This is a genomic window from Streptomyces sp. NPDC002125, assembly GCF_053593715.1.
Genome location: NZ_JBSFDD010000044.1, coordinates 25,089 through 47,740 on the forward strand (window position 1 = coordinate 25,089; position 22,652 = coordinate 47,740).

General features: G+C 72.2%; 19 protein-coding genes. 5 read left to right on the forward strand and 14 right to left on the reverse strand.

Features of this window, described 5'->3' with window-relative positions; translation table 11 throughout:
* Positions 1-80: 80 nt before the first annotated feature.
* Positions 81-1,496, forward strand: coding sequence for an MFS transporter (locus tag ACWCQM_RS39375; protein WP_450919878.1), 1,416 nt, complete (start codon positions 81-83; stop codon positions 1,494-1,496).
* 21 nt (positions 1,497-1,517) lie between these two features.
* On the opposite strand, the gene ACWCQM_RS39380 is transcribed toward ACWCQM_RS39375, so the two are convergent.
* The 5 genes from ACWCQM_RS39380 to ACWCQM_RS39400 form a co-directional block, all read right to left on the reverse strand.
* The gene (locus ACWCQM_RS39380; protein WP_450919879.1) at positions 1,518-1,871 is read right to left on the reverse strand and encodes an MmcQ/YjbR family DNA-binding protein; all 354 of its coding nucleotides are present in this window, start codon (positions 1,869-1,871) and stop codon (positions 1,518-1,520) included.
* Positions 1,868-3,151 (reverse strand): hemolysin family protein, encoded by a 1,284-nt coding sequence (locus ACWCQM_RS39385; protein WP_450919880.1) that lies wholly within the window; start codon positions 3,149-3,151, stop codon positions 1,868-1,870. The genes ACWCQM_RS39380 and ACWCQM_RS39385 overlap by 4 nt, the downstream gene beginning before the upstream one ends.
* Positions 3,148-3,645 (reverse strand): rRNA maturation RNase YbeY, encoded by a 498-nt coding sequence (gene ybeY, locus ACWCQM_RS39390; RefSeq protein ID WP_450919881.1) that lies wholly within the window; start codon positions 3,643-3,645, stop codon positions 3,148-3,150. Before ybeY ends, ACWCQM_RS39385 begins: the two co-directional genes overlap by 4 nt.
* Positions 3,646-3,654: 9 nt before the next feature.
* Positions 3,655-4,680, reverse strand: coding sequence for a PhoH family protein (locus tag ACWCQM_RS39395; RefSeq protein ID WP_267075791.1), 1,026 nt, complete (start codon positions 4,678-4,680; stop codon positions 3,655-3,657).
* Between the two features lie 127 nt (positions 4,681-4,807).
* Positions 4,808-5,911, reverse strand: coding sequence for a carbohydrate kinase family protein (locus tag ACWCQM_RS39400; protein WP_450919882.1), 1,104 nt, complete (start codon positions 5,909-5,911; stop codon positions 4,808-4,810).
* A 404-nt stretch (positions 5,912-6,315) separates the two neighbouring features.
* Here ACWCQM_RS39400 and ACWCQM_RS39405 point away from each other — a divergent pair, with 404 nt between their 5' ends.
* Positions 6,316-7,674, forward strand: a complete 1,359-nt coding sequence (locus ACWCQM_RS39405) for an MFS transporter (RefSeq protein ID WP_450919883.1) — start codon at positions 6,316-6,318, stop codon at positions 7,672-7,674.
* Here the strand turns inward: ACWCQM_RS39405 and ACWCQM_RS39410 are convergent.
* From ACWCQM_RS39410 to hrcA, 7 genes are all read right to left on the reverse strand, one after another.
* Positions 7,638-8,630 carry an adenosine deaminase gene (locus ACWCQM_RS39410; RefSeq protein ID WP_450919884.1) on the reverse strand — a complete coding sequence of 331 codons (993 nt, stop codon included), beginning with the start codon at positions 8,628-8,630 and terminating at the stop codon, positions 7,638-7,640. The genes ACWCQM_RS39405 and ACWCQM_RS39410 overlap by 37 nt on opposite strands.
* Before the next feature lie 10 nt (positions 8,631-8,640).
* Positions 8,641-9,549 (reverse strand): ribonuclease Z, encoded by a 909-nt coding sequence (locus ACWCQM_RS39415; RefSeq protein WP_450919885.1) that lies wholly within the window; start codon positions 9,547-9,549, stop codon positions 8,641-8,643.
* 85 nt (positions 9,550-9,634) lie between these two features.
* Positions 9,635-9,994 carry a histidine triad nucleotide-binding protein gene (locus tag ACWCQM_RS39420; protein WP_450919886.1) on the reverse strand — a complete coding sequence of 120 codons (360 nt, stop codon included), beginning with the start codon at positions 9,992-9,994 and terminating at the stop codon, positions 9,635-9,637.
* A gap of 268 nt (positions 9,995-10,262) precedes the next feature.
* Positions 10,263-11,009 carry a 16S rRNA (uracil(1498)-N(3))-methyltransferase gene (locus ACWCQM_RS39425; RefSeq protein ID WP_450919887.1) on the reverse strand — a complete coding sequence of 249 codons (747 nt, stop codon included), beginning with the start codon at positions 11,007-11,009 and terminating at the stop codon, positions 10,263-10,265.
* Positions 11,006-12,079: a nitronate monooxygenase gene (locus ACWCQM_RS39430; RefSeq protein WP_450919888.1), complete on the reverse strand. Its 1,074-nt coding sequence runs from the start codon at positions 12,077-12,079 to the stop codon at positions 11,006-11,008. Before ACWCQM_RS39430 ends, ACWCQM_RS39425 begins: the two co-directional genes overlap by 4 nt.
* 122 nt (positions 12,080-12,201) lie before the next feature.
* Positions 12,202-13,338 carry a molecular chaperone DnaJ gene (dnaJ, locus tag ACWCQM_RS39435; protein WP_073747014.1) on the reverse strand — a complete coding sequence of 379 codons (1,137 nt, stop codon included), beginning with the start codon at positions 13,336-13,338 and terminating at the stop codon, positions 12,202-12,204.
* Positions 13,339-14,355 carry a heat-inducible transcriptional repressor HrcA gene (hrcA, locus tag ACWCQM_RS39440; RefSeq protein WP_073747012.1) on the reverse strand — a complete coding sequence of 339 codons (1,017 nt, stop codon included), beginning with the start codon at positions 14,353-14,355 and terminating at the stop codon, positions 13,339-13,341.
* Between the two features lie 166 nt (positions 14,356-14,521).
* Here hrcA and ACWCQM_RS39445 point away from each other — a divergent pair, with 166 nt between their 5' ends.
* The 3 genes from ACWCQM_RS39445 to ACWCQM_RS39455 all read left to right on the forward strand — a co-directional run bounded on the left by ACWCQM_RS39445 (position 14,522) and on the right by ACWCQM_RS39455 (position 19,107).
* Complete coding sequence (locus ACWCQM_RS39445; protein ID WP_450919889.1) at positions 14,522-15,244, forward strand: MBL fold metallo-hydrolase; 723 nt, start codon at positions 14,522-14,524, stop codon at positions 15,242-15,244.
* 38 nt (positions 15,245-15,282) lie between these two features.
* The gene (locus ACWCQM_RS39450; RefSeq protein WP_450919890.1) at positions 15,283-16,101 is read left to right on the forward strand and encodes a DUF3097 domain-containing protein; all 819 of its coding nucleotides are present in this window, start codon (positions 15,283-15,285) and stop codon (positions 16,099-16,101) included.
* Positions 16,102-16,221: 120 nt separating this feature from the next.
* Positions 16,222-19,107, forward strand: a complete 2,886-nt coding sequence (locus ACWCQM_RS39455; RefSeq protein WP_450919891.1) for an ABC transporter substrate-binding protein — start codon at positions 16,222-16,224, stop codon at positions 19,105-19,107.
* 176 nt (positions 19,108-19,283) lie between these two features.
* Here ACWCQM_RS39455 and hemW read toward each other — a convergent pair whose 3' ends face one another.
* A complete protein-coding gene (hemW, locus tag ACWCQM_RS39460) occupies positions 19,284-20,516 on the reverse strand; it encodes a radical SAM family heme chaperone HemW (RefSeq protein WP_450919892.1) in 1,233 nt (410 codons plus the stop codon).
* Between the two features lie 11 nt (positions 20,517-20,527).
* The gene (locus ACWCQM_RS39465) at positions 20,528-22,483 is read right to left on the reverse strand and encodes a SpoIIE family protein phosphatase (RefSeq protein ID WP_450919893.1); all 1,956 of its coding nucleotides are present in this window, start codon (positions 22,481-22,483) and stop codon (positions 20,528-20,530) included.
* Positions 22,484-22,652: the final 169 nt, after the last annotated feature.

Below are 22,652 nucleotides of genomic sequence, written 5' to 3' on the forward strand. Positions count from 1 at the left end.
CGAGTGCCTGCCTGGTGGTGCGGCCAACAGGATAAGTTCCCGCTCCCCACGGATATTCCGGCGCGTCCAGGGTGTGGGACATGGCGATCGAATCCCCGACTCATCCCTCCCCCGGCACCACCGGCCCCGCTGCCGCCGCGCCGCCCTCGCTCTCCGGCCGGGCCCGGCTGGTGCTCTTCGTGCTCTGCGCCGCCCAGTTCATGGTGGCGCTCGACTTCTCCGTACTGAACGTCGCCCTGCCGGTCCTCGGTGAGGACCTGGGGCTCAGCAGATCAGGGCTCCAGTGGGCCGTCACCGCGTTCGCCCTGCCGTCCGGTGGCTTCCTGCTGCTCTTCGGCCGGATCGCCGACCTCTACGGCAGGCGCAGGCTGTTCCTCACCGGCCTCGCCGTGTTCGGCGCCTCCTCGGTGCTCGCTACGCTGGCCTGGGACCCGGCGTCCTTCCTGGCCGGGCGGGCGCTGCAAGGGCTCGGAGCGGCCGTGATCGTGCCGACCGGGATGTCCCTGCTGACCACCACCTTCCCTGAGGGCCCGCTGCGTGACAGGGCGCTGGGCATCAGCGGGACGCTGCTCTCGCTGGGCTTCACCGTCGGCATGGTCTCCGGTGGTGTGCTGACCGACACGCTGGGCTGGCGCTCCACGATGGGGCTGCTGGCCGGTGCCGCCGTGATCGTGCTGCTCCTGGCCCCGAAGCTGCTCACCGAGTCGCGTACGCCGGACCGGCCGAAGCTCGACGTGCCCGGAGCCGCCACCGTCACCGGTGGGCTGCTCTCCCTGATCTACTCGCTCTCCACGGCGGCCGAGCACGGCTTCGGCAGGGCGGACGTGCAGGTCACCCTGGTGCTGGGAGTGGTCCTGCTCGGCTCGTTCGCGGTGATCGAGTCCCGCTCGGCCGCGCCGCTGGTCTCGCTCCCGATGCTGCGCCGCCGTACGGTCGCGTTCGGCAATCTGGGCGGCCTGGCGACCTTCTCGATGATGAGCACCATCGTCTTCGTCCTGACGCTCTACCTCCAGGATTTGCTGCACCTGTCGGCGCTCGGCACCGGGCTCGTCTTCGGGGTGCAGGGGCTCGTGTCGGCCGCGGCAGGGATCTACGCCCCGCGGATCGTGGGCCGGATCGGTGCGCGCCGGACCCTGGTGCTCTCGCTGCTCGGCCAGGGACTGTTCATCGGGGCGCTGCTCGGTCTGGGCGAGGACTCGGGCGTCTGGCTGGCGACCGTGGCGGTCTCGCTGGCGAGCGCCTGCCATCTGGGCGCGATCATCGCGTACGGGCTGACGGTGACGTCCGGTGTCCCGGACGCCGAGCAGGGGCTGGCGACCGGGCTGGTCACCACGACCCAGCAGGTGGGCCTCACGGTCGGCATCCCGCTGCTGGGGGTGCTCTCGACCACGCAGGGCTCGCTGTTCGACGGCGTGCGCCTGGTGGTGGCCGCCGCCGCGGTGATCCTGGTCGCGACGGGCCTGGTGGTGGGGGCCGGGCTGCGCAGGGCCGGCTGAGTGCCCCTGGGGGCACGGGCCCTACGGCCGGTCCAGGCGCAGCCGTTCCGCCTTGGGGAGGCCGGCCACGACCAGGTCGTAACTGTCCTCCACGAGCTCCCGGACCATGCGGTCCGGGAGCTCGGAGACGGTCACCGTGTTCCAGTGCCGCTTGTTCAGGTGGTAGCCGGGAACGATCGCGGGGTGCTCCTCCCGCAGGAGCAATGCCTCGTCCGGGTCGCACTTGAGGCTGACCGTCAGGGGCCTCGCGTCCAGGGCGCTCAGGGCGAACATCTTGCCCAGCACCTTGAAGACCGAGGCCTCGGGCCCGAAGGGGAACTCCTCCGCGCTCGCGTTGAACTCCAGGCACAGGGTGCGCAGTTCCTGCGGCGTCACGCCGACTCCGTTCCCTCCGGTTCGACCAGCACCGTGACGATCTTGTTCCTGCGGCCCGCCGGCGACTCGGCGGTCAGGCGCAGCTTGCGCCCGTCGGGCAGGTCGACGATCGAGGTGGCCCCGGAGATCGGGACCCTCCCGAGTGCCTTGGCCAGCAGGCCGCCGACGGTCTCCACGTCCTCGTCGTCGTAGGCGTCGAGGCCGAACAGCTCCCCGAGGTCGCCGATGTCGAGCCGGGCGGTGACCCGGAAGCAGCCGTTCTCCAGCTCCTGGACCGGCGGGAGTTCGCGGTCGTACTCGTCGGTGATCTCTCCGACGATCTCTTCCAGGATGTCCTCGATGGTGACGATCCCGGCCGTGCCGCCGTACTCGTCGATGACCACGGCGACATGGCTGCGGTCCTGCTGCATCTCGCGCAGCAGGTCCCCGGCGTTCTTCGTGTCGGGGACGAAGGCGGCGGGGCGCATCGCCGTGGAGACGAGGTCGGCCTCCGCGTCCCGGTTGATGTGCGTCTTGCGGACCAGGTCCTTGAGGTAGACGATCCCGACGATGTCGTCCTCGTTCTCCCCGGTGACCGGGATGCGGGAGAAGCCGGAGCGGAGCGCGAGGGTGAGCGCCTGGCGGACCGTCTTGTAGCGCTCTATGCAGACCAGGTCGGTGCGGGGCACCATCACCTCGCGCACGAGGGTGTCGCCGAGCTCGAAGACGGAGTGCACCATGCGGCGCTCGTCGTCCTCGATGAGCGACTCCTGCTCGGCGAGGTCGACCATCGCCCGGAGCTCCGCCTCGCTGGCGAACGGTCCCTTGCGGAAGCCCTTGCCGGGGGTCAGCGCGTTGCCGATGAGGATCAGCAGCTGCGGGATCGGCCCCATGATCCTCGCGAGCGGCAGCAGGACGTACGCAGCGGCCGTGGCGGTGTTCAGCGGGTGCTGGCGGCCGATGGTGCGCGGCGAGACGCCGACGGCGACATAGCTGACGAGGACCATGACGCCCATGGCGAGGGCCAGCGCCTGCCAGGTCTCCGGGAGTTCCTTGAGACAGGCGTACGTGACGAGGACTCCCGCCGACATCTCGCAGGCCACCCGGACGAGCAGCGCCACGTTGAGATAGCGGGTGGGGTCGGCCGCGACCTGCTCCAGCTTGGCGCTGCCCCGCCGCCCGGCCCGGACGGCCTCGGCCGCCCGGAAGCTCGACGTGCGCGCGATCCCGGCCTCGGCGCAGGCGGCGAGCCAGCCGACGACGACCAGCAGGACGGCGCCCGAGATGAGGGGGACGCTCACGAGACGGTGGGGGCGGGCGACGGCCCGGTCAGTCCGCGCTCACCGCGCCAGCCGTCGACGATCGCCGCCTGGAGCCCGAACATCTCGGCCTTCTCGTCCGGCTCCTCGTGGTCGTAGCCGAGGAGGTGCAGCACTCCGTGGACGGTGAGGAGCTGGAGCTCCTCGTCCATCGAGTGCCGCGTCTCGGCGTCCTCTCCCTGCTTCTTCGCTACCTCGGGGCAGAGCACGATGTCACCGAGGAGCCCCTGCGGGGGCTCCTCGTCGTCCTTGGCCGGGGGACGGAGCTCGTCCATCGGGAAGGACATGACATCCGTCGGGCCGGGGAGGTCCATCCACTGGATGTGGAGCTGCTCCATCGCGGCGCTGTCCACCACGATCACCGAGAGCTCGGACAGCGGGTGGATCCGCATCCGGGCCAGCGCGTAGCGGGCGATGTCGAGGATCGCCTGCTCGTCGACCTCGGTTCCGGACTCGTTGTTGACGTCGATCGACATGGTGCGCTGCTACTGCTTCCCGTTGCGGCCGGTGCGGCCCTCTGCGTTGTCGTACTTCTCGTACGCGTCGACGATACGGCCGACGAGCTTGTGCCGGACGACATCCTGCGAGGTGAGCCTGGAGAAGTGGACGTCATCGACGCCGTCCAGGATCTCCTGGACCTGACGCAGACCGCTCTTGGTGCCGCCCGGCAGGTCGACCTGGGTGACGTCACCGGTGACGACGATCTTCGAGTCGAAGCCGAGACGGGTGAGGAACATCTTCATCTGCTCGGCGCTGGTGTTCTGCGCCTCGTCCAGAATGATGAACGCGTCGTTCAAGGTCCGGCCGCGCATATAGGCCAGCGGCGCGACCTCGATCGTGCCCGCGGCCATCAGCCGGGGGATCGAGTCGGGGTCGAGCATGTCGTGCAGGGCGTCGTAGAGCGGACGCAGATACGGGTCGATCTTGTCGAAGAGCGTGCCGGGCAGGAAGCCGAGCCGCTCCCCCGCCTCGACGGCGGGCCTGGTCAGGATGATCCGGCTGACCTGCTTGGACTGCAGGGCCTGGACCGCCTTGGCCATCGCCAGATAGGTCTTTCCGGTACCCGCGGGGCCGATGCCGAAGACGATGGTGTGCTTGTCGATGGCGTCGACGTAGCGCTTCTGGTTGAGCGTCTTGGGGCGGATCGTGCGGCCACGGCTGGAGAGGATGTTCTGGGTGAGCACCTCGGCGGGGGTCTCCGCGCCGTCCCCGTTGCCGTTCCCGCTCGCCCTGAGCATGGCGATCGAGCGTTCCACAGCGTCCTCCGTCATCGGCAGCCCGGTGCGGAGCACCAGCACCATCTCGTCGAAAAGCCGCTGGATCAGGGCGACGTCGGCCGCGCTTCCAGTCGCGCTTATCTCGTTTCCCCGGACATGGATGTCGACGGCCGGGAACGCCGTTTCGATCACGCGCAGGAGCGAATCGCCCGACCCCAGGAGCATCACCATGGGGTGTGCGGCCGGAATGCTGATCCGGGCCCGCGCCTGCGGCTGTGTAGGTGACTGAGTCATGGGCCGGCCCTCGGGCCTGCGCATACCTCCCGTTGCAGGGCCGTCGCTGCTCGACGGCCTCTGGACTACCAGCGTACGACCTGGCACCGACAACACCGAGAGGTTTTACCCGGTGATCATCAGCGCTTCACTGCCGGAAGCCGATGGTCGGGACGGCGCGGCGCAGCGGCCATGCCCGGGACGTGGCGGGCAGCAGCTCCTCCAGGAAGGCGTAGCGCTCCAGCGCGGCCGGGTCCTGGTCGGCGCAGGTGCGTACCTGCTGCCACCAGCCGGCGATCTCCGCCCAGCCGGGTGCGGACAGTGATCCGCCGAACTCCTGGACCGAGAGGGCGGCCGTGAGCCCGGCGAAGGCGAGGCGGTCGGCGAGCGGCCAGCCGGCCAGGGTCCCGGTGACGAACCCCGCCACGAAGACGTCGCCCGCTCCCGTGGGGTCCATGGCCTCCACCTCGATGGCGGGCACCTCGGCGGCGGCGCCGGTCGTCCCGTCCACCGCGTAGGCGCCCTCCGCCCCGAGGGTGACCACGGCCAGCGGGACCCGTTCGGCCAGGGCGTGCGCGGCGGCGCGCGGGCACTTCGTACGGGTGTAGCGCATGGCCTCCTCGGCGTTGGGCAGAAAGGCGAGGCAGTGGCCGAGGTCGGGCAGGGCGTCCAGGTCCCAGCGGCCCGTCTCGTCCCAGCCGACATCGGCGAAGACCATCGCGCCGTCCCGTGCCGCCCGTGCCACCCAGGGCTCGCTGCGGCCGGGCACCAACGAGGCGACGGCGGCGCGGGCGCGCGGCGGGTGGTGCGGGAGGCTCCGGCCGGGCACCGGGGGCCCGGCGGGGGCGGGTGCCTCGTGGCCGTGCGAGACCATCGTGCGTTCGCCCTCGTACGCCATGGAGACGGTGACGGGCGAGTGCCAGCCGGGGACGGTGCGGGAGAGGGAGAGGTCGATGCCCTCCCCCTGTTCGAGCGCGTCCCAGCAGTACTCGCCGTAGTGGTCGTCGCCGAACGCGGCGGCCAGCGAGGTGCGCAGGCCGAGCCTCGCGAGGGCGGTGGCCATGTTGGCGACGCCGCCGGGACTGGAGCCCATCCCCCGGGCCCAGGACTCGGTTCCGCGCACCGGCGCGCTGTCCAGGCCGGTGAAGATGATGTCCAGGAAGACCGTGCCGGTCAGGAAGACGTCACAGGCGGGGTCCTGCGGGGCGCGCAGCCCGGACAGCGGGTCGATGCCCGGATTGGGTGTGTTCACCGTGTGCTCCCCGGCCGTGGCAGATGAGATCAGTGCGGGATCCGGCCAGTGTGCCCGATTCGCGCCCCGGTTCGGCGGGCCCGCGCCGTACGCGCATCCTCACCCTCACCTGCATAAACATGCGCTGTTACCCGGCTCGAAAACGCATAAACATAGATGTGACCCAGATCACAACGGCCCGGCTTTCCGCCGCCTGTGCGCGCTTGATACAAATTGGCCCGCGAGCGCCGTTCGGGACAGTTGACGACGAGTGCCGCTTCTCCCGCTTTTTCTCGCCTTACCCTCCTCTGCCCCACCGCGCTCCGCCCTCCCCTGCCTTACCCCTGCTCTGCCCTCATCCGCCGTACCCGCTGTGCCCTCCCCCGCCTTCTTCTGCCTCCTCTGGCATGTCTTCAGGAACGCCCATGTCCTCGCGCCCTCGCGCCGCGTGGCCCCTGGTCGCCGTGTTCACCGCCGGTTACCTCGCCGCCTATCTCCTCCCCACCATCGTCGGCCGCCTCAGCACCTATCTGGGGCTCAGCTCGGCCCAGGCTGGCCTGGTCGGCAGTGCACTTCTGCTGAGTTCGGCCTCGGCCGGTTTCACCCTGGCGGGACGCGTCGAGAGATACGGGTCGCGGAAACCCGCACGCGCCGGACTGGTGCTGGCGGTGCTCGGCTACGGCTGCGCCGCGCTGACCACCTCGGTACCGCTGGTCGTCGCGGGTGTGGTCGTCGGCGGCTTCGGCTCGGGCACGGCGACCGCCGTCGCGGCGGCCGGGATCGCCGCGCAGCGTGACCCGCACCGGACCTCGTCGCTCGGGCTGCTCAGCGTCTCCGCGACGGCGGGCGCCCTCTATCTGACGGTCCCCCACCTGGGCGGCGGCCATCGGCTGCCCTTCGCCTCGATCGCCCTGGTCGCCCTGCTCGTCTGGCCGGCCACCTCCCGGCTGGGCGGCGCGCTCCCCGCGGGCACGGCGTCCCCGGTGCAGGGACGGCTGCCGCACCGGCGGTCGGGCCTGGTGCTGGCCGGCGGGATGCTCGTCTGGTCCATGGCGCAGAACGCGCTGTGGGGCGTGAGCAGCCGCATCGGCGCCGTACAGGTGGGGCTCTCCGAGGTCACCATCGGCGCCGTGTTCGCCGCCGCGCTCGGTGCCGGGCTGCTCGGTGTCATGGGCGCCGGGATGCTGGGTGCCCGTCTCGGGCGGGCGGTGCCGATCGGCGTCGGCACGATGATCATCGCGGGGAGCATCGTGCTGAGCTCCTCGGCCGAGGCCCTCGGGTCGTTCGCGACCGGCGAGATCGCGTGGAACACCTTCTACCCGGTGGTCCTGTCCTATCTGATCGGCCTGGCCGCCTCGCTCGACGTACGCGGCCGCTGGGCGGTCCTCGCGGGCTCGGCGTCCTCCGTCGGTACGGCCTGCGGCCCCCTGCTCGGCAGTGTGCTCTCCGAGCAGGCGGGCTACGCGGTGATGGGCCTGATCCTGGGGTCCGCCACGCTCCTGGTCGCGGCCCCCGTGACCGCGGTGGCGCTGCACACCGGCGGACGCCCGCTGGTGCCCGGTTCCGTACGGCGCAGGGGCGGTGCCCCGGCGGCTCTGCTCGCCGCCACCACCAACAGCCTGTCCGGCGCGGTGCCCAAGCTGGGCGCGCCGGAACAGGCGGTCGCGGAGATCAGCGTGCCCGCGCTACGGCGCAGGCGGCTGGTGCGGAGCGCGTTCCGTACGGCGGGACCGGCCGGCGGTGCCGGTCAGTCGAACGCGTACGCCTCGACCTCGGAGAGGTAGCGCGCCCTGCGCTCCTCGTCGTGGTCGAGGAAGGCCGCCTCGAAGGAGTTGCGGGCCAGCGTCCGCAGGTGCTCCTGGTCCAGGCCGAGCGCCTCGTGGACGGCGTGGAAGGTGTCTCCGACGTATCCGCCGAAGTAGGCCGGGTCGTCGGAGTTCACCGTGCAGAGCAGGCCCGCGTCCATCATGGCCCGGAGCGGGTGCTGCTCCAGTACGTCGATGGCGCGCAGCCGTACGTTGGACAGCGGGCAGAGCGTGAGCGGGATCCGCTCGGAGACCAGCCGGTCCACCAGCTCCGGGTCCTCCATGCAGCGCAGCCCGTGGTCGATCCGCTCGACGCCGAGGACGTCCAGGGCCTCCCGGATGTACTCCGGCGGGCCCTCCTCACCGGCGTGGGCGACCTTGCGCAGCCCGAGGGCCGTGGCGGCGGCGTACACCTCGCGGAACTTGGCGGGCGGGTGCCCGACCTCCGCCGAGTCGAGGCCCACGGCGCTGATGCGGTGGAGGTACGGCTTCGACGCCTCCAGCGTCTCCAGCGCCGACTCCTCGGACTTGTCGCGCAGGAAGCACATGATCAGCTGGGTGGAGATGCCGTGCGTCTCCTCGCTGCGGTCCAGCGCCCTGCCGAGCCCCTCGATGACCGTGCCGATCGGGACGCCCCGGTCGGTGTGGGCCTGGGGGTCGAAGAAGATCTCCGCGTGCCGGACCCCCTGGGCGGCGGCGCGGGCGAGGTAGGCGTCGGCCAGTTCGGCGAAGTCCTCCTCGGTGCGCAGCACGGCCATGAGCGAGTAGTAGAGGTCCAGGAAGCTCTGGAGGTCCTCGAAGAGATAGGCCTTGCGGAGCTCTTCGGTGTCCGCGTAGGGCAGGTCCACGCCGTTGCGTGCGGCGAGCGCGAAGGCCAGCTCGGGTTCGAGGGTCCCTTCGATGTGGAGGTGGAGTTCGGCTTTGGGGAGGTGCACGGGGTTCTCGTTACGTGTGGCGGGTGGGTACGGGTACCCGGATCAGGTCCTGGGCGATGGTCAGTCCGCCTTCGAAACCGGCCGCCCTGGCCTGGTGCTCGAAGGCGTCGGGGTCGGTGTAGCGCTGGGAGAAGTGCGTCAGCACGAGGTGCCGGACGCCCGACTCCTTCGCCACCCGTGCCGCCTGTCCCGCGGTGAGGTGACCGTGGTCGGCGGCGAGCCCGGCGTCCTCGTCGAGAAACGTCGACTCGATGACCAGCATGTCGCATCCCTCGGCGAGGGCGAACGCGCCGTCGCAGAGCCGGGTGTCCATGACGAACGCGAAACGCTGTCCGCGGCGGGTCTCGGAGACCTCGTCCAGTGTGACACCCCGCAGGCTGCCGTCCCGCTGGATGCGTCCGACGTCCGGCCCGCCGATGCCGTGCTCGGCCAGCTTCGCGGGCAGCATGCGCTTGCGGTCGGGCTCGGTGAGACGGTAGCCGTAGGCCTCGACGGGGTGCGAGAGCCGGTGGCTGTCGAGGGTGTACGACTCGGTGGTGGCGAGGACCCCGTCGGCGGAGACCGGGACCTCGGTCAGCTCGACGGACTCGCGGTAGGCCGTCGAGTAGCGCAGCCGGTCGAAGAAGCGCTGTCCGCTCGCCGGGAAGTGGGCGGTGACGGGGTGCGGGACCCGGTCGAGGTTGATCCGCTGGATCACTCCGGCCAGGCCGAGCGCGTGGTCGCCGTGGAAGTGCGTGACGCAGATCCGGTTGATGTCGTGCGCGGCGACGCCCGCGCGCAGCATCTGGCGCTGGGTGCCCTCGCCCGGGTCGAAGAGGATGCCTTCGCCGTCCCAGCGCAGCAGATAGCCGTTGTGGTTGCGGTGGCGGGTCGGGACCTGGCTCGCAGTGCCGAGGACCACGAGTTCTCGTACGGACACGGGCGTTCTTCTTCCGGCCTCTGCTGGCTTCTTCGGGCCTCTGCCGGCCTCTACTGGCTTCCTTCGGGCCTCTGGCCGGCTTCCCCTAGCCGGGGGGCCACTGCATGCCGCGTCCACCGAGGACGTGGGCGTGCGCGTGGAAGACGGTCTGTCCGGCGCCGGCACCGGTGTTGAGCACGATGCGGTAGCCGGTCTCGGTGATCTTCTCGTCGGCGGCGACCAGACCGGCTTCGCGCAGCACGTCGGCGGCGATCTGCGGTTCGGCTGCGGCGAGCGACGCGGCGTCCGGGTAGTGCGCCTTCGGGATGACCAGGACGTGCGTGGGGGCCTGGGGGTTTATGTCGCGGAAGGCGACGGTGGTCGCGCTCTCCCGGACGATGGTCGCCGGGATGTCTCCCGTGACGATCTTGCAGAACAGGCAGTCGGTCTGCGGCTCTCCCGCCATGGGCCGGCCTCCTCGGTCGTCTGGTCCTCGTGATCAGTACACCGGCATGCTATCCGGCCGGACCGGTGCGACGGTCCTGGTGCGGGGGCGGGCCGTCGCGGAAGCCCGGACTGCCCCGAGGCCCCGCCTCCACCGAGGCCGGACTCGGCGAGGCCCCGCGTCCGCCGAGGCCCGGAGCGGCGGTGGGGCGCGGGCGCGGAGACCCCGGACCCCGGCGAGGCCCCGCGTCCACCGAGGCCCGGACCGCGGTGGGGCGCGGGCGCCGTGCTCAGCCCCAGCGGCCGGTGCGGCCCATCAGAAGGGCGGCGGCGGCCGTCCCCGCCGTCGAGGTGCGCAGCACACTGGGGCCGAGCCTGTACGCGGGCGCCCCGGCCTCGGCGAAGGCGGCCAGCTCCTGGGGGGACACCCCGCCCTCCGGGCCCACGACCAGCACGATCGAGCCCCGGGCGGGGAGTTCGGCGGTGGCCAGCGGTTGGCTGCCGCTGTCCCGGTCCTCGTGCAGGACGCCCGCGAAGTCCGCCCCGGCCAGCAGGGCCGCGACCTGCTTGGTCGTCATGGCGTCGGCCACCTCGGGGAACCGCACCCGGCGCGACTGCTTCCCGGCCTCGCGCGCCGTGCTGCGCCACTTGGCCAGGGACTTGAGCCCCCGGTCGCCCTTCCACTGCGTGATGCAGCGGGCGGCCTGCCAGGGCACGATCGCGTCGACGCCCGTCTCGGTCATCGTCTCCACGGCGAGCTCACCGCGGTCGCCCTTGGGCAGCGCCTGGACGACGGTGAGGAACGGGGTGGGGGCGGGCTCCTCGTGGACCGTCTCCAGGCCGGTGACGACGAGCCGGTCCTTGCCCTCGGCGGCCCGTACGACGCCCTCGGCGTAGCGGCCCCGTCCGTCGGTCAGGACGACGTCCTCCCCCGGGTTCAGCCGCTTCACGGAGACGGCGTGCCGCCCCTCGGGCCCTTCAAGGACGAACTCCGGCCCGGCGGGCAGCTGTTCGACGACGAAGACCGGTGCCGTCACTGGGCACTCCTCACACTCACTGCCGCACGCGCGGCTTCCATTTCTGCGGCGAGCAGGCCCACGAGCTCCCCGGCCGGCAGCTCCCGCGCCAGCCGGTGCCCCTGTCCCGCCCACAGGGCCAGGCCCTGGGCGTCCCCCGCCTTGGCGGCGGCCTTGCGCAGCCCCGAGGTCAGCTGGTGCACCTGCGGATAGGCGGCGGGGGCGTACGGCCCGTGCTCCCGTACGAAGCGGTTGACCAGCCCGCGCGCCGGGCGCCCGGAGAACGCCCGGGTCAGGGCCGTGGTCACGAACAGCGGGTTGGTCAGCGCCTGCTTGTGCAGCGGATGCGCGCCCGACTCCGGCGTGGCCAGGAAGGCGGTGCCGAGCTGTGCCGCCACGGCTCCGGCCGCGAGGACCGCCGTGATCTGGGAGCCGCGCATCAGTCCGCCCGTCGCGACGATCGGCAGCCGCACCGACTCGCGGACCTCCGCGATCAGCGCGAGCAGCCCGGTGCCGCTGAGTCCGGCCTGCGGGTCGTCGCGGTGCGTGGACTGGTGGCCACCCGCCTCCGTTCCCTGGACGCAGAGCGCGTCGGCGCCCGCCCACTGGGCGTTCCGCGCCTCCTGGGCCGAGGTGACCGTGACGACGGTGAGGGTCCCGGCCGCGGCGAACGCTCCGAGGACCTCGCGGCTGGGGCAGCCGAAGGTGAAGGAGACCAGGGGCACGGGGTCGTCCAGCAGGATCGCGACCTTGGCCTCGTAGCCGTCGTCGCCGCTGGAGTCCGGGTCGCCGAGCGGAGTCTCGTACCAGGCGGCCTCGCCGGCCAGCTGGTGGCGGTAGACCTCGACCGCGCTCGGGTCCGCGACCAGCGGCTGCGGCATGAAGAGGTTGACGCCGAAGGGCCGCCCGGTCATCCTCCGGAGCTGCTTGACCTCGTTGTACATCCCGCCCGCCGTCTTGTACCCGGCGGCGAGGAAGCCGAGCCCTCCGGCCTCGGCGACGGCGGCGACCAGCTCGGGGCGTGAGACCCCGCCCGCCATCGGGGCCTGCACGATCGGGTAGCGGCAGAGATCGGTCAGGGCCAAGGACATGACCGCATCGTGCCATGTCCCGCCGATCGTGCCGAATCAGCCGTTTTCCCCGGGCCGACGGCCCGCCCCGCACGCACGACCGCCCGCCGGCACGAGGCCCGCGGGCGGTGCGGTGAACGGGTTCAGCGGCCGTTGAAGGCGTCCTTCAGACGGGAGAAGAGGCCCTGTTGTCCCGGCTGGAACTGCCCGGTGGGCCGCTCCTCGCCGCGCAGCTTCGCCAGCTCCCTCAGGAGGCGCTCCTGCTCGGGGTCCATCTTCGTCGGGGTCGTCACCTCGACGTGCACGATGAGGTCGCCGCGTCCGCCGCCGCGCAGGTGCGTGATGCCGCGCCCGTGCAGCGGGACCGACTGGCCGGACTGGGTGCCCGGCCTGATGTCGATCTCCTCCAGGCCGTCCAGCGTCTCCAGCGGCACCTGGGTGCCGAGGGCCGCCGCGGTCATGGGGATGGTGACCGTGCAGTGCAGGTCGTCGCCGCGCCGCTGGAACACGGCGTGCGAGAGCTCGTGGATCTCGACGTACAGATCGCCGGCCGGGCCACCGCCGGGGCCGACCTCTCCCTCGCCGGCGAGCTGGATGCGCGTGCCGTTGTCGACACCCGCGGGGATCTTCACGGTGAGGGTGCGCCGCGAGCGGATGCGGCCGTCGCCGGCGCACTCGGGGCAGGGGGTCGGCACGACGGTGCCGAAGCCCTGGCACTGCGGGCAGGGGCGCGAGGTCATGACCTGGCCGAGGAAGGACCTGGTGACCTGGGAGACCTCGCCACGGCCGCGGCACATGTCACAGGTCTGCGCGGAGGTGCCGGGTGCGGCGCCCTCGCCACTGCAGGTCGTACAGACGACCGCCGTGTCGACCTGGATGTCCTTGGTCGTGCCGAAGGCCGCCTCGGAGAGGTCGATCTCCAGGCGGATCATCGCGTCCTGGCCGCGCCGGGTGCGCGAACGGGGTCCGCGCTGCGACGCCGTACCGAAGAACGCGTCCATGATGTCGGAGAAGTTGCCGAAGCCACCCTGTCCGAATCCGCCCGCGCCACCGCCGCCCGAGGCGGACAGCGGGTCGCCGCCGAGGTCGTAGACCTGCTTCTTCTGCGGGTCCGACAGCACCTCGTAAGCGGCGTTGATCTCCTTGAACCGCTCCTGGGTCTTCGGGTCCGGGTTGACATCCGGGTGCAGCTCGCGTGCGAGCCGCCGGAATGCCTTCTTGATCTCGTCCTGAGATGCGTCGCGGCGCACGCCGAGTACGGCGTAGTAGTCCGTGGCCACTTACGACTCCGCCAGGATCTGTCCGACGTAACGTGCCACTGCGCGTACCGCTCCCATCGTTCCGGGGTAGTCCATGCGGGTCGGTCCGACCACGCCGAGTTTGGCGACTGCCTCGTCGCCCGAACCGTAGCCGACCGCGACGACGGATGTGGCGTTGAGGCCCTCGTGGGCGTTCTCGTGCCCGATCCGTACGGTCATGCCCGAATCCGTTGCCTCACCGAGCAGCTTCAGGAGTACGACCTGCTCCTCCAATGCCTCCAGCACCGGCCGGATCATCACAGGGAAGTCGTGCCCGAAGCGGGTGAGGTTGGAGGTGCCGCCGATGATCAGCCGCTCCTCCGTTTCTTCGACCAGAGTCTCCAGGAGGACGGAGAGCACCGTGGATACGGTTCCCCGGTCCTCGCTCTCGAAGGACTCCGGCAGGTCCTGCACCAGCCGCGGGACGTCCGCGAAGCGCCGTCCGACGACCCGGCTGTTGAGCCGGGCCCGCAGATCCGCCAGAGACGTGTCACCGAACGGTGCAGGGCAGTCGATCATACGCTGTTCGACCCGGCCCGTGTCCGTGATCAGTACGAGCATCAGCCGGGCGGGAGCCAGCGAGAGCAGTTCCACGTGCCGCACCGTCGAACGGGTCAGCGAGGGGTACTGCACGACGGCGACCTGTCTGGTCAGCTGCGCGAGCAGCCGGACCGTGCGGCCCACGACGTCGTCGAGGTCGACCGCGCCGTCGAGGAAATTCTGGATGGCCCGGCGCTCCGGCGACGACAGGGGCTTGACGCCCGCGAGCTTGTCGACGAAGAGACGGTAGCCCTTGTCCGTCGGAATGCGCCCGGCGCTGGTGTGGGGCTGGGCGATGAAGCCCTCCTCCTCCAGCACCGCCATGTCGTTGCGGACGGTGGCCGGGGAGACCCCGAGGCTGTGCCGCTCCGTGAGCGCCTTGGAGCCGACGGGCTCCTCGGTGCCGACATAGTCCTGAACAATGGCGCGCAGCACTTCGAGTCTGCGTTCGCTGAGCACCGCGCACACCTCCAGCTGTGGTTCTCCGGCGTCTGCCTGGCACTCTGTGCGTTCGAGTGCCAGCAATCCCCCCGGTCAGTGTACGGGGGCAGGGTGGGCCGGGGGCAAGGGCGACCGGCCACGCTGTTCGCGCGACGGTGCAGGTCGTTGCCGATAGCGTCGCCCCATGGACGTCGCTTGGGAAGAGTTCGGCTGGGAGCGGTTGGGCAACGGTACGGGGCGGCGGCGCCTTCCCGTCTGGGACGCCACCGCCGCGCTCGTGGCGGGGCCGGACGCCACGTTGCTGTACGACACCGGTTCGTCGCTCAGGGAGGGCGTCGCGCTGCGGACCGAGGCGGAGGGCCTGCTCGGCCGGAGGGTGACGCATATCGCACTGAGCCACCCGCACTTCGACCATGTGCTGGGCACCGCGGCCTTCGCCGGTGCGGAGGTCTACGGCGCGGTGGGCACGGCCGCGCTCCTGGAGCGGGGCGCCGGGGAGCTGCGCGCGGACGCCGTGCGGCACGGGATGAGCGAGGCGGACGCCACGGCGGCCACGGACGCCCTGGTGGCCCCGAGGCATCAGGTGAGCGGCGAGTGGACGCTCGATCTCGGCGGCGGTCTCCAGGTGCTGCTGGCCAATGTGGGCCCCGGGCACAGCGGGCACGACCTCGCTGTGCTGGTGCCGGGCTCCCCCGTCGTGGTGCTCTGCGGCGATCTGGTCGAGGAGTCCGGCGAGCCGCAGGCGGGGCCGGACGCGGTCCCCTCGCACTGGCCGGCGGCGCTGGACCGGCTGCTCGAACTGGGCGGCGAGGACGCGCTGTACGTGCCGGGGCACGGGGCGGTGGTGGACGCGGCGTTCGTACGGGCGCAGCGTGATCAACTGGCGGCCCGCTTCGGCGTGTCGTGAGGGCGGGTCCGGAAAGGGGACCCGATTATCGTGCTGCCATGCGCAGCTACCAGCCGGATCTGACTCCGCCGTGGAAGAAGTCCGCCCCCGCCCCCGAGGTGCCCGCCGAGCCCGACCTGGTCGTCGAGGAGGCCGTCACCGGCTTCTGCGGGGCGGTGATCCGCTGCGAGAAGACGGCGCAGGGGCCGACGGTCACGCTGGAGGACCGCTTCGGCAAGCACCGGGTGTTCCCGATGGAGCCACGCGGTTTCCTGCTGGAGGGCAAGGTGGTCACCCTCGTACGCCCCTCGGCCGGCGGCCCCGCGCGCCCCTCCCGCACGGCGTCCGGTTCGGTGGCGGTCCCCGGGGCGCGGGCGCGGGTGGCGCGGGCGGGCCGGATCTATGTGGAGGGGCGGCACGACGCCGAGCTCGTCGAGCGGGTCTGGGGGGACGACCTGCGCATCGAGGGCGTGGTGGTGGAGTACCTGGAGGGCATCGACGACCTCCCCGCGATCGTGCGGGAGTTCGCGCCGGGGCCGGACGCCCGGCTCGGGGTGCTGGTGGACCATCTGGTGCCCGGCTCGAAGGAGTCCCGGATCGCCGCCCAGGTCACCGATGCGGACGTGCTGGTGGTGGGGCATCCGTACATCGACGTCTGGGAGGCCGTGAAGCCCTCGTCCGTGGGCATTCCCGGGTGGCCGGTGGTGCCGCGCGGCCAGGACTGGAAGACGGGCGTCTGCCGTGCGCTGGGCTGGCCGGAGAACACCGGCGCGGCCTGGCAGCACATCCTGTCCAGGGTCGGCTCGTACAAGGACCTGGAGCCCCAACTCCTCGGCCGTGTGGAGGAATTGATCGACTTCGTCACCCTTCCCGCCTGATGTCCCCGGGCCGTCGAAGGTAATCCGGTACCGATCCCTGTGAACACCTGCGCCGCATGCGTGTCATCCGTTATTGAGTGGTGACGGGCGGGTTCGGCGGAGGGGAAGGCGCGGGGGCGGATGACGCGTGAAGTGTGGCGGGACAGTGCGGAGAACGAGGCGGCCTCCGCCGTCTTCCATCTCATGCAGGAGCTGATCGACCAGTACCGCGTCAACCGTCCGGTGATGCCGCTGGTCGTGGCGCAGGCCAAGGACGCTTCGGCCGGCGCCGACATCGACGGCAGGGTCGAGCAGATCGTGCGGCAGGTCCACCGCGCGAACCAGTTGCGCCGGGTCCCGGTGAAGCTGCTCGACGGCCAGGGCGACAGCCCGTACGAGGCCGCGCTCGCCATGGTCCGCACGCTCACCGAGCGGCCGTGGGAGACCCGGGGCACCTCCCAGTACAAGCCCTTCGTCTTTCCCCGGTCCCGGCTGCTCGCCGCCATCGAGCAGGCCACGACGACGGTCCTGGCGCAGCCCGGCCCGGGTTCCGCCCGGGAACGCGACGAACGGATCCTGGAACAGCTGGGCAGCCTGCGCTGGCGGGCGACCCGGCCGGGGCGCGGCAACTGGTGGGACTCGCTGCGCGCCTCGGTACGGCCCGAGACCTTCGTCGGGGCCGTCTTCATCGCCGTGCTCAGCGTGCTGCTGGGCGAGATCGGCTGGCTGCTGACCGCCCTGGTCGCCGCGGCGGCGCTGCTCGGTCTCGCGGTCGTACGGCTGGTGACGACGGCGGCGCCGCCGCTGCTGTGGCTGCGCAGTGCCAGCCGGTGGCTCGCGACCACGTCGTCGCTGGCCGCTTCCAGCACCGCCTACCCGTCCGACGGCTGGTCGTGGTTCTCCCCCAGCGGTTCGTGGCGGGTGATCAGGGCGCGGGCGGCGGCCGTCGCGGGACGGGTGGCCGACGCGCGGGCGGGCGACCAGCACGCGCGCCAGTTCCATCTGGAGCTGCGGGTCCAGGCGCTGCTGGAGGACCTGCTGCACAACTACCGGCCGCACGCCCTGGACTGGCGGCGCAGCAAGCGCACCGTCCCGCCGGTGGTGTTCCTGCCCACGGCCACCCAGGACAACGGCGGCCTCCCGCTGATCAACGCCGTCAACAACGTGCGCTCGCGGCGCAGCGAGGTGGACCCGCTGCTGCTCCTGGCGTCCCTGCCGGCCGACCGGATCATGCGTCACACCCCGCCGCTGCCCGCCCAGCCACCGGCGAACTCCCCCGTCAGGACGGGGGCGCGTGCCCGCTACGAGGCCTGGGTCGCCGACCTGAGCACCGGCCAGGCGCCCGCGGCGGCCGTGCGGCTGGCCTGGGTGCTGCGGCTGCCGCTCTCCACCGGACAGCTGACCCACGAGCACGCCCACGCCCAGCTCGTCACCCACCGGGTCCGCAGGACCTGGACCTGGTGGGTGATGTCGCGGACCACCGTCGCCCTGGTGCTGGTCGGCGCGCTGCTGGGGACCTTCCTGTGGAGCGAGCACTGGAAGGAGACGTACTGCTACGGCCCGCTCGCCGGCCGCAGCACGGACGCGGTCAGGCTGACCGGCCCGGGAGGGGCCAAGGAGTGCATAGGGGTGGCGACGGTCCCCGAGGTGCGCTTCGCCGGGGGCAACACCCTCCGGCTGAACGGGGTGGGCGAGGGCGTCACCTTCGAGCGGATCGAGCAGGCGGTACGGGAGCAGAACGCGTCCATAGCGCCGGGCGAGCCGCATGTCACGATCGTCTACGTGGGGCCGTTCACCGGCACCGACTCGAACCGGGAGGACACCCGCAAGGGTCTGGAGGAGCTGACCGGCGTCTATCTCCACCAGCGGTTCGTCAACGACACGGCGAATCGTTCCGTCAAGCTCCGGGTGCTGACGGCCAACGGCGGTCAGGACATGCTGCGGCAGACGACGGCGGTCAGGAAGGTCATCGAGGTCGCCCGGCGGGACTCCACCGTGGTCGGCGTGGTGGGTCTCGGCCGCAACACCACCGAGAGCGCGGAGGCCACGGGCCTCCTCCAGCGCGCCGGACTTCCGGTGGTGGACACCACGAACTCCGGCAGTGACCTGGCCCGCGAGTACCCGAACTACTTCGGGCTCGCCGCGACCGACGAGGAGCAGGCGGACGCCCTCGGGCTGATTGCCGGCCGGCTGGCGGAGGGGCTGGACGATCCCCAGGCCGTCGTCCTGTCCAGGAAGGTCGGCAACGAGGACAAGGACCGCTACACCACCGAGCAGCGCAGGGTCGGCCTGGAGATGCTGAAGGAGTCGGGCTTCGATCTGGCCGCCGACGCCCGCTACTCCTTGTCGGCGGACGGCGGCTCCGCCAATCTCGACGCACCCCTGCACGCGATCTGCGGGGCGGAGCGCGTGCCGGACGCCCTGTACTTCGCGGGCCGTGTCGAGGACGTCAACACGCTGATGTCCGGCCTCGGCCAGACGACGGGCTGCTCGGACAAGGCCATCACGGTCTTCACCGGCGACGACCTGACCAAGGCGCGCTTCGACGACTCCACGAAGCTCGCGGACAAGGTCACGCTGTACTACGGGGCGCTCGCGCCGATGAGCCGGGGCGGCGGCCGGGCGTTCTACGAGGACTCCCGCAAGGCCCTCCAGCAGCTGCTCCCCGAGGGGAAGCAGCTGCCGCCGCTGCCGAAGGAGCGCCCGTACGAGGACAGGCTCTTCGCCAGCGGGCAGAGCGTGATCTCCTACCAGGCGACGGCCGCCCTCTACGCCGCCGCGACCCGCAGCGACACCCCGCAGAGCGCGGCGGAGACCTGGGCGACGCTGTACTCCGTCGCCCTGCACGACATGCCCACCGGGACGATCACCTTCCGGGGGACCACCCCGTACGCCGACCAGAAGGTGCACGGACTGAACATCGTCGAGGTCACCCGCCCGGGGCCGGACGCCCGGAGCCGCATCGTGTGCGGCAGGGCCGCGGGCGACCCGGCACCGCTCACCCGGGAGGACTGCCGGGTGGCTTAGGGCCGCGTGCGATGCGTACGGGCGGGCGCGGCTCCGGAAGCCGCGTGCCGGCTGGGGCGCGGCTCAGGAGGCCGCGTGCGGGCGGGGGTGGGGCTCCGGAGGCCGCGCACGGGCCGGTGAGGCTCCGGAGGCCGCCAACGGGCCGGTGGGCTCCGGAGGCCGCTGACGGCCGCCCGTCAGTCGACCAGGTCCCGGACCACGGCGTCCGCCAGCAGGCGGCCGCGCAGGGTGAGGACCGCGCGCCCCTCGTCGTACGGTCCGGGCTCCAGCAGGCCGTCGGCCACCGCGCGTCCGGCCGCCGCGAGCCCGGCGGGGGCGAGCAGCGACAGCGGGCAGCCCTCGACAAGCCGGAGCTCCAGCAGGATGCGCTCGACACGCCGGTCCTCGTCGGCGAGGATCTCGCGGCCCGCGCCGGGCGAGCGGCCCTCGGCCAGCGCCTGCGCGTACGCCCCGGGGTGCTTGACGTTCCACCAGCGCACGCCGCCGACGTGGCTGTGCGCCCCCGGTCCCGCGCCCCACCAGTCGGCCCCGCGCCAGTACAGCTCGTTGTGGAGGCAGCGGCCCTCGGGCGTGCGGGACCAGTTCGACACCTCGTACCAGGAGAAGCCCGCCGCCGCCATCGCCTCGTCGGCGATCAGATAGCGGTCGGCGTGGACGTCGTCGTCCGTCATGGGGACCTCGCCGCGGCGGATGCGGCGGGCCAGCTGGGTCCCCTCCTCGACGATCAGCGCGTAGGCCGACACATGGTCGGGGCCCGCGCCGATCGCCGCGTCCAGGGAGGCCCGCCAGTCGTCGTCGGACTCACCGGGCGTGCCGTAGATCAGGTCGAGGTTGACGTGGTCGAAGCCGGCCTCGCGGGCCTCCGCCACACAGGCCTCGGGCCTGCCCGGGGTGTGGGTCCGGTCCAAAATCTTCAGGACGTGCTGCCGGGCGCTCTGCATCCCGAAGGAGACACGGTTGAAGCCGCCTTCCCGCAGCGCCGACAGATACGCCGGATCCACCGATTCCGGGTTGGCCTCCGTGGTGATCTCCGCGTCCTCCGCGAGCCCGAACTCCTCCCGGATCGCACCGAGCATCCGTACGAGGTCGGCGGCGGGCAGCAGCGTCGGCGTACCGCCCCCGACGAAGACCGTGCGCACCGGACGGGGGTCGTCGCCGAGCACCTTGCGGGCCTGGCGGACCTCCTCGACCAGATGGGCCGCGTAGTTGTCCCGGGACGCCAGGGCGCCGCCGGAGCCGCGCAGCTCGGTCGCGGTGTAGGTGTTGAAGTCGCAGTAGCCGCAGCGGGTGGCGCAGTAGGGCACATGCAGGTAGAAGCCGAGCGGACGGTCGGCGGCGCCTTCCAGGGCATGGCGGGGCAGCGCCCCGTCGTCGGGCACGGGCTCACCATCGGGCAGTACGGAAGGCATACCGTCCATTGTCACTCGCCGGCGGAGCTCCCCGGGACAGCCGTGTGCCGGTCCTCGTCGACCTGGATCACGAGCAGGGCCAGATCGTCGTCCGGCGGGCGCTCGGCGAAGGCGTGGACGGCACGCCTGATCCGGTCGGCGATCCCGGCGGCGGGAAGCCCCGCGCAGCCGGCCAGGACCCGTGCGAGGCCGTCGCCGTCGTCGAACATCAACGGCCCCGAGCGCCGCTCCGTCACCCCGTCGGTGACGCAGAGGAGGCTGTCCCCGGGAGCCAGCTCGAAGGTCTGGCTCTCGTACGCCACGTCGTCGACGACCCCGAGCAGCACCTGCGGCTCGGCCGCCGGGCGTACGGAGCCGTCGGGGCGCAGGAGCAGCGGCAGCGGGTGGCCGGCGCTCGCGACGGTGCAGCGCACCCCGCCGCCGGGCAGCGGCACCAGATCGCCGTACAGCAGGGAGAGGAAGCGGGACTGGGAGCCGTCCTGGATCTGCTCGCCGTCCGGGATCTGCTGGCCACCCGCCGCGGCGACCATGAGGGCGGCGGCCTCGGCGGCCTCCATGGCGTCGTCCAGGAGGAGCCTGTTGAGCCGGTCGAGGACCTCGCCGACGCGGAAGCCCTCCCGGGACAGCAGGCGCAGCCAGGGGCGGGCGAGGCCGGTGACGACGGCGGCTTCGGGGCCGCTGCCCTGGACGTCGCCGAGCACGAAGCACCATCGGCCGCCGGGGCACGGGAAGAGGTCGTAGAAGTCGCCGCCGACGACACCGTCGTCCCCCGGCTCGTAGACCAGCGCGCTGGTGACGCCGGGTATCTCGGCGACCTTGCTGGGCAGCAGTCCACGCTGGAGGATGCGGCTGATGGTCGCCTGCCGGGTGTAGGCGCGTGCGGCGCCCACGGCGAGGCCGACCCGGCGCACGAAGTCCGCCAGGAGCGCGGCGACCTCGTCGGGGATGTGGTCGGCGCCCTCGCGGCCGACCAGGACCGCGCCGAGCGTGCGCCCGCCCGAGATGATGTGGTGGGCCAGCGCCGCGCCCGCGTCCTTCCCGCGCCCCACCGCTTCCGGCCACGGCAGGGAGACGGGCCCCGTGCCGACGCTCCCGGGTAAGCGGAGCGGCTCCTTCTCCAGTGCGGGGCGCAGCAGCTCGCTCCGCGTCTCGTCGCGGTGCCAGACCCCGGCGAGCCTGGGTGCGGCGGCGGGGCCGCCGGCCTCGCTCTCCAGCCATATCGCGCACCAGTCGGCGAGGCGGGGCACCAGGAGCCGGCCCGCCGTCGACGCGACCAGGTCCTCGTCGAGCTGGCCCGCGAGCAGGCCGGAGGCCTCGGCCAGGAAGGAGAGCCCGCCGCCCCCGGCCCACCCCGCGTCGTCGCGTTCGGCGGAGCCCGCGGTGGGCGCGGGCGCCCGGCCGGCGGGCAGACCACGCCTGCGGGCGGCCTCCTCGTCCTGCGCCGCGTCGGGCAGCCCGTAGCTGTCGTCGCCGGGGAGGCGGGCCCAGACGGTCTTGAGGCCGGTGCGGTAGGTGATGCCCCAGGACTCGGCGAGGGTGGCGACGAGCTGGAGCCCCCTTCCGTACTCGGCGGGGTCGGGCCGCTCGGCGCGGCTGTCGCGCACCGACCTGGCCGGATGGTGGTCGGTGATCTCCAGCACCAGGGCTGCGGGCTCGGGTCCCGCCGAGTCCTCCAGCCGCAGGAGCAGCTCGACCGTCGTACCGGCGTGCACGACCGCGTTGGTGACGAGCTCGCTGGCCACGGTGAGCGCGTCGTCGGTGAGCCGCTCGCCGAACTCGCCGGCACTGGGCAGACCGAGCCCGGTCCAGTCGGCGAGCGCGGCCCGGACGAATCTGCGGGCCGCGGACGATGCCTGCGGGATGCCGGGCAGGCTCGTGCGGGCGACCTGACGCGTGCCGTCGCCCTGACCTGCGACGACGCTGCCGGGACGGTGGACGATGTCCCGCTGCAAGGGAATGGGCCCCACTGTGCGGCTCCTGATCGGTCTCGCGAAACGCCGCTGACGTATCCCGACAGAGTGACAGACCGGGCGCGCCCATACCACCCGGTCGGACGCCGTCACCTCACCCGCACGCACGATCTTCTGCGTCCCTCGCCTACCCATGGCCGCCGCGTCAGATGCCCACACGTCGCCG